The sequence below is a fragment of the Singulisphaera acidiphila DSM 18658 genome, from assembly GCF_000242455.2.
GTDB lineage: Bacteria > Planctomycetota > Planctomycetia > Isosphaerales > Isosphaeraceae > Singulisphaera > Singulisphaera acidiphila.
On the sequence record NC_019892.1, the window covers coordinates 5,976,718 to 5,992,832 of the forward strand.

Sequence of the window (16,115 nt, forward strand, 5' to 3'; positions counted from 1 at the left end):
CGTAACGACGCGAGGTTTGGTCCGGGCCATCCGGTCGGAAAACAGGATTTCGATGGGTGATGACCCGGGGGCCGCGGGTTGGAATGGGCCCGAGACACTCGGCGAAGACTCGCCTGAGCCCGAGTCTGTTGACGACAATGTCATTCCCCCAAGTGGGTTCGCCTGCGCCATGGATGAGTCTCTGACAATCCTCTTTGAGGACGCGCATTGCCTGGCGATCGTCAAGCCGGGGGGCGAGTTGACGCAGGGACCGAGCGGAGGGCGGGAAACGACGCTCGAGGCGAGGGTGCGCCGCTACCTCTGCCCCGACGATCCGGCCTCGGTGTATCTGGGCACGGTGCATCGGTTGGACCGCCCCGTCTCAGGGGTCATCCTCTGGGCGAAGACCCTGAAGGCGGCTCGGCGGTTGGCAGCCCAGTTCGCTGCCCGTCAGCCGCGCAAGGAGTACTGGGCGATCGTCGAAGGGACGACCGCCCCGCTTGGCGACGAAGGGGAGTGGAATGACTGGCTGACGGACCCTGACGGCTCGGGGGTCGTTCATTCGGTCGAGACCGAGGCGCCGAGAACGCGCCAGGCCATCACCCGATTCCGGAAGAGCCCCGCCTTGATGCTCCCGGAAAACTGCTGCTGGCTTCGCCTCTGGCCGGAGACGGGCAGGACTCATCAGCTTCGGGCCCAGGCGGCCCACCGCGGTCTAGCCATCCTGGGCGATCGGGTTTACGGCTCTAACCGCCCCTTTCTTCAAGGCATTGCCCTGCACGCCAGGACGCTACGCGTCCGTCACCCGATCCTGGGCACCACGATCGACCTGCTCGCGCCGCTGCCGGCCACCTGGACGGAGCAGGGGATCGTCTTGCCCGAAATGCCGAATCCCGAGGCCTAGCCTGGATTTCTCACCCTATTCTTTCGGGGTCCGATCGCTCGACGATTTCGACGGCTCGCCCCCGCCACCCGCGGCCTGCGTGGTCTCCCGCTTGCTCATCACGTCGGCGTGGACCTGATCGGACCTCTTCACGCCAACGCGAACCTGGTTCCTCAGGCCCCCGCGCCCAGGCGGGGGCGCACCCCGATCCTCACCCCTCCTCAGGGAGGGGCTTTCCCGCCTCATTTGACTGGGTCTCCTCGTTTCAGCACCTCGGGATCAAGGGCCCCGACCGCGCCAAGTTGGTGTGCACACGCCGAAACACTTCCGCATACGGACAACCGCTCGAGAACTTCACCCACACCTTGCGAACCGTCACCCGCACCAACGCCCCGATCTTCAAGAGCTTCAGACGGATCGTTTGGCACTGCGCCTCGGCCATCGCCGTTCCCGCCAGCCCCAGCCGCCGCAACGCCTCCAGCAACACGTAGGCGATCGAGGAGAAGAACAGCCGGATCTGGTTGGCACGCATCGTGTGGGCACTGGTCCGATCGGCGAACAGATGGAGTTGCTGCTCCTTGATCCGGTTCTCCATCTCACCGCGACCGCAGTAGTCTTGCTCGTACAGCGGCGGCGCCGCTCGTTCCTCGACCGTGAGCGACGTGACCACGAACCGCGGGTTGGCCCCCTTGCCCAGATGCTCGGCCTTGGCCACCACCCGACGTTCTCGGCTCCAGGTCTTCTGCGTTTGATAACGCAACTCGGCGAAGACCCGGGACGGCTGTTTCGTCGCCTCGAATTGCTGGCGTGCTTGGGCCAATTCCGTCGCGATCGCCGCCGTCAGCCGGGTGTTCTTGGCCAGGCCGATCAGGTAATCCACGCCGTTGTCCTCACACCAGCGAAGGATCTCCTCGCGGCAGAACCCGCTGTCGGCGCGGATCAGGATCTTCACCTGAGGCCACGCCTGGCGGATCTGCGAGACGATCCGCTTGAGGGACTTCACCGAGCCGGCGCTGGCATCAATGTCGGAGGGACGCAGCCGGGCACAGAGCAGGTGGTCGCCGCAGAAGATGTAGAGCGGGAGATAGCAGTATCCCTTGTAGTAGCCGTGGAAAAAGCGGCCAAGTTGGCGGCCATGGACCGTGTCGTCGGTGGCGTCGAGGTCCAAAACGATCCGCTCGGGGGGTCGGCTGTGGGCCTGAAGAAAGAGGGTAACGAAGAGCCGTTCGACCTCATGGGTCTGACAGGTGATCTTCTTGTAACGGCTCTGTCCGTCGGCCCCGACAGGGGTCAGTTCCAAGCGGTTGAGGGTACTCTTGCCAGCCAGCGGCTTGCCGCGATCGCGGAGCCGTGGCCGGTCCTGGCCGGTGGGATCGGTCTTGCCGACGACGGTGGCCAGTAACGGATCGCAGCGGAGATCGTCGTGGTCGTTGAGGTCTTCGTAGCCCAAGGCCAGACCATAGACGCGTTGGGCCAGGAGGTGTTCCAGGGGGTGCTCGACGAGGTCAGGATCGCGATGGTCGGTAAAGCAGGCGGCGAACTGGCGGATGATCCCGGTGCGGGCTTCGATCTGACGGAGCAGAAGTGCACCGCCGTCGGAAGAGATGGCGCCCCCGTCAAAATCGGCGAGCACTTGGCGGTGACCGAGGATGGAAAAGTCGAGGTAAGTCGAGTTACACTCTGTAGCCATCGGGCTGCCTTGGTTCGGTGTCAAAAGTGGTTGTCGCAATTCCACCTATGACACGCAAGGCAGCCCGATTCAATCCCTGGTGAGAAATCCAGGCTAGCCGGGGTCCCTTCTCGTTTGCGTTCGATCGCCGGCCGTGACCGCTCCGCTCTTCCTATCTTACTCAATGGCAATCTTGATGATCCGGAGACGCAGCGTTCCCGAGGGAATGGGCACCTCGACTTCCTCGTCCAGCTTCTTGCCAACCAGCGCTTGTCCGATCGGACTGGTCAGCAGGATCTTGTTCTGGTCATAGTCTTCATCGCCGGGCCCGACGAGAATGAAGTCTTCCTCATCGTTCAGCGCCAGGTCGAGCACGCGCACGCGCGAACCGAACACGACTCGGTCGGTGGGCAAGGTCGACTTGTCGACAATCATCCCTCGGCCGAGCTTATCCTGAAGCTCGTTGATCCGCGCCTGAAGCATGCCCTGCGCCTCGCAGGCCGCGTCGAATTCGGCATTCTCGGAAAGGTCGCCGAAGTCCCGCGCCGTGGCTATCTGCTCGGCGATCCGGGGCATGTCCTCATTTTTCATCTTGTCGAGCTGGGCTTTGAGTCGGTCATAGCCTTCCTTCGACATCGGAATTCGATCCGTGGACATGCCTATCTGCTCCCAATCGTCCTGCGGCCGCGTCGCGCCAATTAGGGCTGAAAGCTTAATATTGGACGCCGGTCGGGAACGCATCAGTGGTCTATGGAATGGTGTGGGGAAGTCCCTTGGAAGTCTAGAAGCAAACACCGCGGCCCCCGGGTGAACCCGGTGCCGCGGTCAACATCGCAATTTAGACTAGTCTTCACGATCGCCGGACGCAACCCCAAGCCCGACAAGCGTGCATGAGGTGATGGGCTGCGGTTGATTGCCATGACCCTTGGGGCGATTGCCAGACCTGCGATTGCTTATTCATGTCGTAGCGCGTCGATCGGATCCATCATGGCCGCTCGCTGGGCCGGGTAGAGGCCGAAGAGGATTCCGATGGCCACGGAGATGCCGAAGGAGAGGAGGACGGAGAAGCCGGTCACGACCGCCTTCTGTTCCGGGATGAAGTAGACGATCAACTGGGGGATCGAGATTCCGAGGGTGACTCCGAGCAGGCCGCCGACGCCGGAGAGGACGACGGTTTCGATCAGGAACTGCTGAGTGATGTCGCGCCGTTTTGCCCCCAGGGCGCGGCGAATCCCGATTTCGCGGGTCCGTTCGGTCACGGTGGCCAGCATGATGTTCATGATGCCGATGCCGCCGACCAGGAGCGAGATCGAGGCGATGGTTCCCAGGATGATGCTGAACTGCCGAGCCGTGCGCTTGGCCTCGTTGAGCAGGTCGAGCGGAACGATGATGTCGACGTCCTTCTTGGGGTGGTACGGCTTGACGGCGGCCTCAACGATCGGATGGGTGGGACCTACCTCGGTGAGGGCCCCCACCTGGAGCGTGACCTGCGAGAGTTGGGTCTCCTCGAACTCCATCGAGCCGGCCCGGCTGTTCATGATCCGTTCACCGAACCGAAGCTTGCAGGTGTTCAGCGGAATATAGACATCCTTGTTGAACTCCTGCGCGGCCAGGCTGCCGCCGATTCCGGCGGTACTGGCGCGTTCCCGGGTGACGCCAACGACCTTGTAATAGTCTGCCCCCAGTTTGACGGTCTGATGGAGCGGATCTTCGTAGGGGAAGAGGGTCTTGGCGGTCTCTGCGGCGAGAACGGCGACGTTCTCGTAGCGGGCATTGTCGCTTTCGGTCAGGAATCGTCCGCGCTCGATTTCGAGGTGGTTGAACTTGTCGTAGTCGCTCGTCGTCCCGACGACCCGGCCGTCGATTTCCAGGTTGAGGTGGCGGATCTGCTTGCGCAGTTCGCGGATCGGTAGGGCCTTCTTGATCGTGGGGACCGTGGCCATGATTCGGTCGAAGTCGGCGAATTTCAGGCCGTAGGCGAGGATCCGGGCCGGGCGGCCTCCGGTCGACTGTGACTCGTCGGTCGGCTTGACCGACCGGACGATGATATTGGTGGCTCCTAGCTGTTCGAAACGCTTCTGCGCGTCGCGGCTCGATCCTTCGCCGATGGCCAGCATCGAGATCACCGCGGCGACGCCGAAGACGATTCCCAGGACGGTGAGTCCCGAGCGTAACTTATGGAGGAGCAGGCTTTTGAGTCCGAGTCGAATTCCCCGTAGGATGCGTCCCATGATGGCTTCTTCGGTTCGGTGGGGCTGGCCCACAGGCCTCGGGAAGGAACAGTGGGCCGAGCCCACTGCCGGGTTTTTTATTTTACGCGTGACCGACGCCGTTGGTCCCGGCGAGCGCCTGCATTCGAGGGCTCGGGCCGTCGTCGATGATCTGGCCGTCACGCATGCGGATGATCCGTTTGGCGTGCTCGGCGATGTCGTCTTCGTGGGTGACCATGATGATGGTCTTGCCCGCGTCGTTGAGCTTGCCGAGCATCTCCATGATCTCGTGGCTGGTCTTGGTGTCGAGGTTACCGGTCGCTTCGTCGGCCAGGATGATGTAGGGGTCGTTGATCAGCGAGCGCGCGATCGCGACTCGCTGTTGTTGACCGCCGGAGAGCTGGTTGGGGCGGTGGTCCAGGCGTTCGTGAAGGCCGACCATTCGCGCCAGCTCGTAGGTTCGGCGTTGAACCTCCTCGGTGATCTCACCGCTCCCTTGGTACGTCAGGGGGAGCTGGATGTTCTCCGTGACGGTGTACTGCTGGATCAGGTTATAAGACTGGAAGATGAAGCCGATGTAGCGGCTTCGGACTTCCGACAGCTCGTCGTCGCTGAGTTGGGCGACATCCTTGTCCCCCAAGATGTACTGACCGCTGGTGGGGCGATCGAGGCAGCCGAGTAAGTTGAGCATGGTGCTCTTGCCCGACCCCGAGGCCCCCATGATGGCGATGTACTCGCCCTGATGGAAGTCGACGGAGACTCCCGTCAGGGCGTGGACCGTCACGGCCTGGGTCACGCTCTTGCGGCGGCTGAAAAAGCCCCCTTCGTTAGCGTGGCCCATCACGTAGGTCTTGCGAACGTCAGCCAGCCGGACGATCACCTTCGTCGTGATGTTCACTGATTCGGACCCCCACGGCCGCCCCCGAAACCTCCACCGCCGCCACCACCACCACCGGGGCCGCCTCCTCCGCCACCGGGGCCTCCAAAGCCACCGCCACCGCCTCCTCCGCCACCCTGAAGAATCATATCGACTCGCTCCGCCGGTACGCCTGCTTCGATCAGCATCTGTTTCTTTTCTTCAGCGCTGGCGCTCTGGAATTTCGCACGGATGGCCGGATCCATTTTACTCATGAAGCCGCCGCTGCCACGTTGGCCTTTACCGGTTCGCTTCCCCTTGGCCTTGCCGTCGGCGCTCTCCTTGGCCTTGCCGTCGGGACCGGCTGCGCCGTTGGGGGCGTCGGGGCCGGCCGGCCCGAGTCCGGCCTGAGCCTTGGGACCGGCTCCCCAATCCTTCTTGGAGGCATCGCCGTCCTTGCCCGACTCACCGAACGCCTCGCGCTTCTCCTCTTCCGACATGAGCAGGAGGGGGCTGAGTGCGACGCGATCGCCCGACTTGAGGCCTTCGCGGATCTCGACGAGCTTGTCGTTGGAGGTTCCCACGGTGACGGTGCGCCAGTCATAGGTCCCGTCGGCCCGCTTCACCGCGAGATGGTCTTTCCCTTGATATTCGAGGATGGCCACCACGGGGACGCTCAAGACGTTTTCGATCTGGGCAACCAGGATATCGACCTGGGCCGTCATCCCCGGCCGCAGACCTGGGAGACCTTTGTCAATCGCCACGTGGGTGGTGTAGACCTTCACGTCCGAGCTGAACATGCTGTTGGGGTCGGGCAGGGGGGCGATATCGAGGACCGAGCCGGCGAGCGTCTGGTCGGCGAAGGCGTCGACGCGGATTCGCGCCCGAAGGCCGGGGGTCAGGCGGTCGATCATCGACTCGTGGACCTTGGTGTTGACCCGCATGTGCCCGGTATCGGGCAGGCTGAAGATCTTCTGCCGTTCGCGGACGACCGCTCCCTCTTCGATCTGGGGTTGGCTGCTGCCACCGAACCGGCTCGGGTCGTTGGCGTAGACCACCAGGCCGTCGCCTGGGGCCAGGAGCTTGCAATTCTTGATCTGGGTCTCGAGCTTGGTCTGCTTCTTCTTCTCCAGGTCCCAGGTCTGCTCCTTGGCTAACATGTCGGATTTCGCCTTTTCGACGTCGCTCTTGAGCTCTTTGAGCGTCTTATCGAAGGTGAACTTCTCGAGCACGTTCTTCTTCGTGGTCGCCTGTTCGAAGGCGAAGATCTTTTGGTCGAGCGAGACCTTATCGGCGATATTCTGCGCGAGCGACACATATCCCTTGTCGTACATCCGCTTGGACCATTCGAGCCGGTCCTCCGCGCGTTTTCGTTCGGCCTCGGCCAGGGCGATTTCCCCCTTGACTGTCTGCAGCTCCTGGAGGTAGACGCCTTCCTTGTACTCGGTGACGGCGATCACGGCCACTTCCCAAGTCAGCTTGGCGTTCTGGTGGGCCGCTTCTGCTCCCGAGGTTGCGATGTACTGGTTGGTGAGCTGGTCATTGAGGGCCGCCGAGTCGAGTTCGCAGACGAGCTCGCCCTTGGTGACACGCTTGCCTTCCGACACGATGGAGATGATCGTTGTGGATCCCTCTACCTGGCAGAAGACGTCTTCGTTCTTGGAGCTTTCCAAGGTACCGCGGACGGTCGCCACCACCGGCAGGGTGGCGGCTTTGACCTCATAAGTGATGATGTCGCGGGTGCTCGAGGCGAAAAGGCCGGTGAGCGACTTCGAGATCCCCGGCACCCCGAGCACGATTCCGGCGGCGACGCCCAGGACGACCAGGAGGCCGACCAGGAACGTCCTGCCGCCGCTGGCCTTACGGCTGGCCGGCTTCTTCAGGTCGGGGAGCTCCCGGTGGGCGGATGGCTCGGCTCCCGCCGCCGGTGCCGGCGTTTCCGTAGTCTGCAGGGAAAAGTTCACGGTAAGCCTCCCATTCGTCGTAAGGCAAGGTGCCGAGGTCTCGGTAAAGTGTGAGCCGGGCGGTCTCGTAGCCGAGCCAGTTTGTAATCAGGGTATTTTCTTGGGTGAGCAACTGGCGTTGGAAATTAATCAGGTTGTTGGTCTGGGTGGCCGCGTTGGCCGCCTGAGCGGTTCCGCTGGCGCCGGCCGCCCCTTGCGGTGGTGCGATAATCTGCTCGAACGCCTGGTCTTTTAGCCGGACGGCCAGGGTGAAGTTCTTGCGGTTGATCTCATAGGTCAAGTACTGCTGGTGAAGATTCCTGACGTCGATTCGGATCTGATACTTCAGGTTGTCCTCGAAGGCTTGGAGCGACCTACGTTGTCGCTCGTAACCGATCAGGGTCGCCCGAAACTGGTTCCGCTCGTTCAGGCGGACCAGGGGAAGCTCTGCGTTGAGCACGAGCGAGAACTGTTTGGCTTGATCGACGAAGGCAAATGGGTTCGTGGTTGCGGGGGGGGTGATGAACTGGTTGGTGAGGGTGACGTTGAAGATCCCCTTCAACGCGTTGGCTGAGACGCGAATCTGCCGCCAGGCGTCGTAGAGCCTCGCACGTTCATTCATCAAGTCCAGTCGATGCTCGAGCGTCACCCGCTCTGCGGCCAGAAGCAGATCTTCCAAGTCATCTTCGTTATCTTTCCCGGTATTGTACACGGAAAGGACCGACCTGCCATCAATATTCACGTCTGCCAGGTCGGGAAGGTTCGCGGCGTACTGGGGAAGGTCGGTGAGATTCCGCTTGGGATCGCGCTGCCAGTCGTCAATCCCGTCGAAGACCTCCTTGAACTTCATGGCGAGGGATCGATCGAGGATCAAGGGAACGTCCGGCGGCATACCGAGCTGGATCTTGAACTGGTCGAGCTGGGAGCGGAACTGAGTGCGATCATTCACCAAGGTTTGCAACGCTTGCTGATAGCTCTGATCGACCTGGTCGACCTGGAGCTGGGTGAGGCCGGAGGCCTCGCCCTTGATGAGTTCGGAGTAGATCATGTACAGCCGTTCGAGGGCCGCGATATTCTTGCGGTCGTTCTCGATGAGCTGAATGTCTTGAATGACGTTGAGGAAGCCGATGGTCGGGTCGGAGTTGCCGCCGCCGGAGAACCCTGGGGTCTGCAGGGTTGACCCGAAATTGGTGATCGGGGTTCCACCAACGAGGGTGGCTACCACGAACTCCTGGCGGAACTTGGCGAAGCTTCGGACCGCGTAGAGCAAGTTGCGTTCGGCTTGCGTCAAGGCTTCGAGCGTCACCGCGCGACCGCCTCCTCTGAGGAACGGCTGGACGAAGGTGAGCGGGAGGAACGACTGGACGCTGGGCTGTCGGGAGTTCTGGCCGAGGAAGTTGAAGACGACCTGGTTGGCGAAGCCCATCAACAGCCGCCCGCCGGAGTTGAAGACCTTGCCGACTCCCGCGACCGTGCCGACGTTCAAGCTGGAGATGGGCGTCCCCGTTTCCCTGGTCCGGTAGAGGAACTGGTTGAACGGGTTCGGGGCCGGAATTCCCCCGGCGGCGGTGCCGGTCAAGGGCGAGAGGCCAGCGTAGAACTGCGGCTGGAACGCGAACCGCTGAAGGGTGACCGCCAGGCTGGTGGTGTAGACGTTCTCCAATTGGAACTGATAAAAGCGGGCGTTGACCAAGCCGAGCCGGAAAGCCTGCTCCATCGTCAGTTTGTAGGGGCGGCTGTTTCTGGGCAAGCCCGCGGCCTCCGCTTCATTGAAGTTGATCTCGTCGGGGATGAGCATCCCGGCAATCGCGTCCCCTTTTTCCTCGGACTCACGGTATTGCTCAGGGGTGAGGTCGGGCCTTGGGTTCAGTGGTGCCGACAGGTCCGACTGGATCGGGGAGGGGTCCATGCCGATCGGCGGCGGCTGGTTCTCAGGACGTCGGGGGCCCTCCAAACCGGGCGGTGCGGTCGGCGACTGCGTGAGTGTCGGCTCTTCAATCCCCGTCTGCTGGAAGGCGGCGAGCCGCAGGGCAGGGTCCCGTGACTTGACGCGGGCCTGAGGTGCCTTCGGATCGCCGCTGGGTGGATTCGCAGGTGGGGACGTCGGTAAAGAATTAGGCGGTATTGCCTCGAGCGGCGTCCCGGAATTTCCTCCCGTGCCGAACGGCGAGGGAATTGAGGCGGGGGGCACGGGGGGCTCGACCTCCGTAGGGGCCGTGGTCGGACGAGGAGTGCCCGAGGGGCGGCGCGGAGGCTTGGCGGCGTTCTCACCTGTCTTCTGCTCGTTCTCGGCCGCCTTCTGCTCGTTCTCACGCTGCCAGACGTCGAGCATATCGAGATAGCCCGTCCCTTCGAGGGGGATGATCAGGCGGTTGTCGGGCCACTGGGGCACGGGCGATGTCGCCTCGGCGGCATAGTCGTCGGGCGGCGCTGGGGGCGCATCGGGGTCATAGGGGTCCGCGAATCGAGACAGGGCGGGAGGCTCTACCGAGAAGAGGTCGATCCGCCAGCGCGGATCGCGACTTTTCTCGAAGATAGCCTCGGTGACATCCTGGTTGGCCCATTCCCGGAAGAATTCCCGGGTGCATCCAGATTGGGTCCCCAGAGCGAGGACGACCAGAAGGGGAACCCGGAACCGGAAACGACGCGATGGGTTCGTCGGCTGGGCTTTGAGTGTCATGGGCTTCTTCGCCTCGAGCGACGTTCGATTGGCATGAATGAATGAATGCCCGCTCCAGACCCATTTTGAGGAAGTCCGCTGGGGACAACCAAAAAAGGGGTATCGAGGGGCGGGATGACCCCTATCCAATTAAGCGAGAGACTGGGAGTGGTTCTCCCTGTCTACGAACTTTATCGGAAGTAGGGGTCGTGCGGGTTGAGCCGAAAATGCGCCGACTTGGGTCCGTATCGTGGTCAGTCCTGGAGGGTTTGGATGGAGCCAGGGCCGTCGAAGGGCCGAAATTGCAGTGGTAGTTGGCTACCCTTGGCGGCCGCGGCGTCGCGCCGAGCCGGTCTCATCATGAAGCGAGAGCTTCGAGCCGGATTCCCGAGGGGCGCTCGAGACGCAGGGCTATGGATACCCGGCGGACGCGCGACGACATAGGGCTTGGAGGAGGGAGTCTCCGATGCTGTTTGGCAATCGCCGACCTCAGTCATTGGCCGCACGGCGACGCGGGGGTTTCCGACCCAGGATTCAGTCGCTGGAAGAGCGACAGTTGATGTCGATTGACCTGGGAGGGGTGCTCCCACCGGGGCAACCCAATATTGCCACCGCGCCGTTTGGAGTGGATCTGGCGGGGCAGCAAACCGCCGGAGCCGCGGGCTTCAGCGTGGCCAATGTGGGGGACGTCAACGGCGACGGTTTCGATGACTTCGTGATCGGTGCGCCGACCGGAATCAACGTCAATGGTCAGATCCAGCCGGGTAATGGGACGAACAGCCGAGCCTACCTCGTATTCGGCTCACTCACGGTGAACGCGGGCAACATCGACTGGCTCACGCTCGACAAGTTGGGCGAGCGGGTTGGCGACCTCGGCCAGTTGGGCAACGCGTCCCAGACCAATCCGATCAGCGGCTCGGTCGGGAATGCCTATGCGGGGGTCACGTTCCTGACGAGCGTGAGCACCACGTCGCAGCTCGGTGCGTCGGTGACGGCCCTTGGGGACGTCAACGGCGACGGCTTTGCCGACTTCCTCATCGGTGCCCCAGGCGCGAACGACCTCAACAACCTCAATCCGGGAACGGGACGAGCTTACCTGGTCTATGGAAGCGCGTCGCTGGGGACACTCGCTACGCCGACGGTCGACCTCGATAATGTCGCCGCCTCCCCCGGAGTTGCGGTCACAACGTTCGGGAGCACCCTTGCAAACTCGCGGGTGGGTCGCTCGGCGGCGAGCCTGGGCAACTTCTTTGCCAGTAACTCGACATCGCCCGACATCGCGATTGCCGCTCCCAATGCGTCAGTGGCCGGGCTGAGCTTCAACGGGGCCGTGTACACGATCCCGGGCCCGTTGCTCGCCACGCCCAGCGTGGCCCCCATCAACCTCAACGCCATCGGCAACGGGCTGGGCGGTGCCATCTTCGCAGGCTCCGCCAACAATGAGTCGATCGGGTTGTCGGTGGCGGGAGCCGGCAACGTGGACGGCCAGCTCACCGGCGCAAATATTGGGATCGACGACCTCCTGATTGGTTCGCCGGTCGCCAACGGGAACGCAGGCGAGGCCTTCCTGATCTACGGAGGCAACGCCCTTCCCGGAGCAGCACGGGTCGTCAATGGTCTGAACGTGATCCTGACCAACCGGATCGGGGTCGGGACGGGCTCCACCGACATCCTCGGGGCGAACTTCCAGGGAGCCAGCGGCTCGCGGACCGGATTCTCCGTCGCCGGCATCGGCGACTATAACGGCAACGGTTTCGCCGACATCGCGATCGGTTCCCCCTCGGCGTCGAGCAACGCCGGTCAGGCCGATATCTTCTACGGCCAGCCAGCCAGCGGGACGACCCTGGTCGGCACGATCCCTGTCTTCAGCAAGCCGGTGGGGGTTCCATCCTTGACCCTCGTCGGGGCCCCCAACGCGATGGCTGGCTATTCGCTGTCGCTCGCCGGGAAGATCAACCCCGCCTCGACGGGCAATGACTTTATGGTCGGCTCGCCGGGACTGAACGGGAACCAAGGGGGGGTCTACTACATCCCCGCCAATCCCTTCTTCGTGGAAGGCACTCAGCAGTTGCTCTCCGCCGAGGGATCTCCGCTTGCGGCGACCTTGATTCAGATCACGAACACCCCGAACGGCGCTCCGTCCTTCCTCGGGTCGTCGGTCTCGGGTCGACTGGTCGCTCGAAGCCAGACGAAGACGGCCGATGGCGACACCATCCCCGACATCATCCTTGGGGCCGCGACCTACAACGTGACTCCCTCCGGCCGAACGGGGGCCGGTGGCGCGTTCGTCATCGAAGGGGCATTCCTCCCGTTCAACACGCCGAGCGACAACCGGATTCAAACCGACATTGCGGTTGGCTCGGCTCCGGTCGGGTTGCCGCCGTTCGGGACGTTTATCGTCAACGCGACGTCCCCAGCCTCGCTCGACATCTACGTGTTGAGCAACAACACGATCTCACCGCCGTTCATTCCATTCACCGATATTGACACGACAACCATTGCCGTGAACGGCGTGCCGTACCCGAACGCCACGATCAGGCTGGACACGGTCGACCGGAACAATGACGGCATTCCGGATGCGATCATCACGATCACGCCTCGTTCCCGGCTCAACCTGAACTCCACGATCACGACGTTCACTCTCACGGGACGTACGTTGAGCTCGGCCCCGAACTCCAACGTCGGATTCCTCGGCACCGCGCAAATCTTGGTCAGCGGTGGCGTGAACCCGAACCCCCCCACGGTGGGTGCGGGCGGCACCGGGGTGCTCGTGGGAACGATTCCCCAAACGAGCTTCACGCCCCAGTTCGGCGCTGACCATTACGTGCCCCCCGCCTCGGTTCTTTCGCGACTCAATTACAAGGCGATCCCTCGGGCCGTCGCCTATCAACAGTACTTGCCGGGCCGAGGCTGGGCCCTCCGGCTTCAGAACTTCGCCCACCCCAAGAACCTGAGCCGGGTTCCGTCCGGAACCCAGAACAGCCTGGCGGGTCCGCTTCCCCTCACGCTCAACAAGAACGTCTTCACGCGGAGCAAGTACAAGAAGGCCGAGTCGATCGAGTTCACCCACAAGACTCCGGTCATCCCCACCAATCGCCAGACGGAACGGTTTCTGGCCAAGGGGCGGAAACATCCCAGGTCCTGAGAAGTGACGAGCGACCCATTCGCTCTTGGATTCCCAACAACCAGCCTGTCCCTCTTCTCTCGAGGGGCAGGCCGGTTTTTCGTGCGCGGACTGCGTTCGGCTCAGGCTTTGGGGGCATTCCAAAGAGGGAGGGCACGGGCCGGTGACCCCCCCTGGACGAAAACCGTCCTAGACGATCTGCGAGAGCCGGAGCGCCAGCCGTTCGAGGGCCGGACTACGGTCGTACTTGTCGAGATGGACGTTGAGGAGGCTGAAACTCGACGTGTTGGCCACCGCCTGTTCGAGCGCTGCGTCGAGTTCCCCCTCGGTTCGGACTTCCAGGCCGAGGCCGCTGCCGAACACTTCGGGAATCTTGTGAAAGGCCCATTCCTGAATGTCGTTGAATGGCCCTTCGAGCAAGAACCGCTCGGTGGTGTAACCGTGGTTGTTCAAAACGATGATGATGGGGTTCAGACCCTGGCGGACGATCGTCGAGAGCTCCATTCCGGTCATCTGGAACGCGCCGTCGCCGACGATGACGAGTGCCCGCGAGCCTGGATTGGCCATCCCCGCGCCGAGGGCCGCTGGGATGGCAAACCCCATCGACGTATAGTAGGCGGGGCTGATGAACTCGGTTTCCCGGCCCATCGACAGGTCGGCGGCCCCGAAGAGCGAGTCGCCGATGTCCGCGATCACCGTCATCGACTTGTCGAGCAGTCGATTCAACCGGGCGAAGAGCCGCCCCGTTGTCACCGGCGCGTTGTTGTCGGCGACCCAGGTGGAGCCGAACTGGTTGGGGTGGGGGGGAGGCGGTCCCTTGGCGAGCGTGAGCGACCGCGCGGTCAGGCCGCGAAGGAAATCATCGAGCCGGACGTCGCTGTAGTGGTGATAGCGGATTCGGAGGTCTTCGCTCGTGGCGTCGATGCAACGCGAGGGGTCGAGCTTGGCCGTGAAGATGCCCAGGTTGATGTCGGTCATGAAGCAGCCGAGCATCAAGAGGCAATCCGCCTGCTCGACATACTCGGCGACCTCCGCGCGTCCCATTGCCCCCTCGTAGACCCCAGCGAACAGCGGGTGCCCCTCGGAGATCACGCTCTTGCCCAGGATCGTGGTGGCAATCGGCATCCCGGTCTGCTCGGCCAGGGCGAGGAGCTCGTCCTGGAGTCCGAACCGGTGGATCTCGACGTCGGCCAGGATCATCGGCCGCTTGGCGGCCGTCAGCATCGCCACCGTCTCGTCCAAGGCTTCGCGGAGCGCATCAGGGTCGCTCGGCGGCAGGCCGGCCGGCGGCCGGTGCGGCGCGACCTGTTTGGCGAGAACCATGTCGCGAGGGATCTCGAGGTAGACCGGCCGCTTGTAGCGTAGAGCCGCCTCGAGAACCCGGTCGATCTCCCCGAAGGCCGTGATCGGGTCGGAAAGCACGGCCGAAGCGACCGTGATTTTTTCGAAGACCTCGAACTGGGTCTCGAATCCCTTGACCTTGTGGTGGAGCAGGGGGTTGCGGACGCGTTCGGAGAGCCCGGGCGATCCACTCAGCACGATCACCGGTGATTTCTCGGCGTAGGCCCCCGCGATGCTGTTGCAGAGGCTCAGCCCCCCCGCGCAATACGTCACGCAGACACAACTGAGCCCGCTCACCCGCGCGTAGGCGTCGGCGGCGAACCCTGCATTGTCCTCGCGTGTGACGCCCACCAACTCGATCGGGCTGGCCTCGATCATCTTGTAGAGGGTCAGGACGTAGTCGCCCGGGATCCCGAAGATGTGCTTGAGTCCCAGAGCGTGGAGCCTATCGATCAGGTACTGGCCGACCGTCGGCACGTCCGGATCCTTGGTTCCATCGCGTGCCGTATCCAGTGCCGTCGAGGTTGCCATCGGTCGTCTCCTTGCTTGGAGGAGTCAAAACGAATCGTGCTCGGGGACCGGGAGGGTCCGCAAACCCTTCCATCGCGTCAAAGGCCCGCGTGCTTGGGACGGAAGGGGACGGGCATAGAGGTAGACCCAGACCAAGCGGCTTGCCCGCGTGGTCACGGCCACGCGCCGGTAAAGTCCCTCGTCCACCCCTTCATACGGATCGAGGTCACGCGTTAGTTCGATCGGATCGACCGAGCGCACAAAACCTTCGACCCAATCCGCATTCAGATCGTCATGGCCAACGAGGGCCGGGTAAGGGCCGAGGTCAAACAGTCGGCCGCGAACCGCGTCGGCGACCCAGCCATGAGCGGCCGCCTCTTTCGATCCGTTGGGGGCCAGCGTACCGTAAGCAAACAAGAGTGAAGGAGTCATGCGTTCGGATGGACTCCAAAAGATGCGGCTCGATGCGTCCGGCTCCCAATAGTGCCATTCTGAGCCACCGGATTCGACGGCGATCCTTCCTCTTCGACTCATTCTAAACAATCTCGCTGCCATGACACGGTCGATTGGGCAAGGGGGGATGGGTTTTCCATCGACGGCGTGTGGCTCTAGTCATGCATGGCTGATCGTTGGATGCAATTGGGTCGTTTTTTTGGGAACGTTTCCGCACAAAGGCAGTAAGCCTGATGAACGTGATCGGGACTTGCGACCGGCTTGTCGTGATTTTTTGCACGACTTCGACTCATTCGAGAGAGCAATGGGTTGACAATCACCTCGATGATAGGCTTATCTGACGCCTGCGGGGGATAGTGAAGCTACAGGGAACGGGATGATCACCCCCGCCTCGGCTCTTTTTATGAGTTCGAGGGATCATCCCGCTCGCGGTCGTTCCGGGTTCTGCCCGGGGCGACCCGAGCGTGATTCCGAAGACGAGACTGAAG

The 16,115-nt window shown here is 62.8% G+C and carries 10 protein-coding genes; 2 read left to right on the top strand and 8 right to left on the bottom strand.

The window, feature by feature from the left end:
- Positions 1-52: 52 nt before the first annotated feature.
- Positions 53-883, top strand: coding sequence for an RluA family pseudouridine synthase (locus SINAC_RS23535; RefSeq protein ID WP_015248069.1), 831 nt, complete (start codon positions 53-55; stop codon positions 881-883).
- Positions 884-1,127: 244 nt separating this feature from the next.
- Here the strand turns inward: SINAC_RS23535 and SINAC_RS23545 are convergent, their stop codons facing one another.
- The 6 genes from SINAC_RS23545 to SINAC_RS23570 form a co-directional block, all read right to left on the bottom strand.
- On the bottom strand, positions 1,128-2,552 hold the full coding sequence (locus SINAC_RS23545; protein ID WP_015244773.1) for an IS1380 family transposase: 1,425 nt from the start codon (positions 2,550-2,552) through the stop codon (positions 1,128-1,130).
- Between the two features lie 156 nt (positions 2,553-2,708).
- Complete coding sequence (gene greA / locus SINAC_RS23550; protein ID WP_015248070.1) at positions 2,709-3,188, bottom strand: transcription elongation factor GreA; 480 nt, start codon at positions 3,186-3,188, stop codon at positions 2,709-2,711.
- 296 nt (positions 3,189-3,484) lie between these two features.
- Entirely contained in the window at positions 3,485-4,762 is a 1,278-nt protein-coding gene (locus SINAC_RS23555; protein ID WP_015248071.1) for an ABC transporter permease, read from the bottom strand.
- An 82-nt stretch (positions 4,763-4,844) separates the two neighbouring features.
- Entirely contained in the window at positions 4,845-5,582 is a 738-nt protein-coding gene (locus tag SINAC_RS23560) for an ABC transporter ATP-binding protein (RefSeq protein ID WP_174377942.1), read from the bottom strand.
- A gap of 53 nt (positions 5,583-5,635) precedes the next feature.
- A complete protein-coding gene (locus SINAC_RS40970; protein ID WP_020466682.1) occupies positions 5,636-7,561 on the bottom strand; it encodes an efflux RND transporter periplasmic adaptor subunit in 1,926 nt (641 codons plus the stop codon).
- Positions 7,458-10,220 carry a TolC family protein gene (locus tag SINAC_RS23570; protein ID WP_015248074.1) on the bottom strand — a complete coding sequence of 921 codons (2,763 nt, stop codon included), beginning with the start codon at positions 10,218-10,220 and terminating at the stop codon, positions 7,458-7,460. Before SINAC_RS23570 ends, SINAC_RS40970 begins: the two co-directional genes overlap by 104 nt.
- Before the next feature lie 538 nt (positions 10,221-10,758).
- Here SINAC_RS23570 and SINAC_RS23575 point away from each other — a divergent pair.
- Positions 10,759-13,344, top strand: coding sequence for a beta strand repeat-containing protein (locus SINAC_RS23575; protein ID WP_161625825.1), 2,586 nt, complete (start codon positions 10,759-10,761; stop codon positions 13,342-13,344).
- Positions 13,345-13,512: 168 nt separating this feature from the next.
- On the opposite strand, the gene SINAC_RS23580 is transcribed toward SINAC_RS23575, so the two are convergent.
- Both SINAC_RS23580 and SINAC_RS23585 read right to left on the bottom strand, forming a co-directional pair.
- The gene (locus tag SINAC_RS23580; RefSeq protein WP_015248076.1) at positions 13,513-15,195 is read right to left on the bottom strand and encodes an alpha-keto acid decarboxylase family protein; all 1,683 of its coding nucleotides are present in this window, start codon (positions 15,193-15,195) and stop codon (positions 13,513-13,515) included.
- Positions 15,196-15,219: 24 nt separating this feature from the next.
- The gene (locus SINAC_RS23585) at positions 15,220-15,606 is read right to left on the bottom strand and encodes a gamma-glutamylcyclotransferase family protein (RefSeq protein ID WP_015248077.1); all 387 of its coding nucleotides are present in this window, start codon (positions 15,604-15,606) and stop codon (positions 15,220-15,222) included.
- Between the last annotated feature and the right edge of the window lie 509 nt (positions 15,607-16,115).

Coding starts and splice junctions, on each gene's coding strand:
- SINAC_RS23580 (WP_015248076.1), bottom strand. CDS start 15,195: ATGGCAACCTCGACGGCACTGGATACGGCACGCGATGGAACCAAGGAT.
- SINAC_RS23535 (WP_015248069.1), top strand. CDS start 53: ATGGGTGATGACCCGGGGGCCGCGGGTTGGAATGGGCCCGAGACACTC.
- SINAC_RS23560 (WP_174377942.1), bottom strand. CDS start 5,582: ATGGGCCACGCTAACGAAGGGGGCTTTTTCAGCCGCCGCAAGAGCGTG.
- SINAC_RS23575 (WP_161625825.1), top strand. CDS start 10,759: ATGTCGATTGACCTGGGAGGGGTGCTCCCACCGGGGCAACCCAATATT.
- greA (WP_015248070.1), bottom strand. CDS start 3,188: ATGTCCACGGATCGAATTCCGATGTCGAAGGAAGGCTATGACCGACTC.
- SINAC_RS23570 (WP_015248074.1), bottom strand. CDS start 10,220: ATGACACTCAAAGCCCAGCCGACGAACCCATCGCGTCGTTTCCGGTTC.
- SINAC_RS23545 (WP_015244773.1), bottom strand. CDS start 2,552: ATGGCTACAGAGTGTAACTCGACTTACCTCGACTTTTCCATCCTCGGT.
- SINAC_RS23555 (WP_015248071.1), bottom strand. CDS start 4,762: ATGGGACGCATCCTACGGGGAATTCGACTCGGACTCAAAAGCCTGCTC.
- SINAC_RS23585 (WP_015248077.1), bottom strand. CDS start 15,606: ATGACTCCTTCACTCTTGTTTGCTTACGGTACGCTGGCCCCCAACGGA.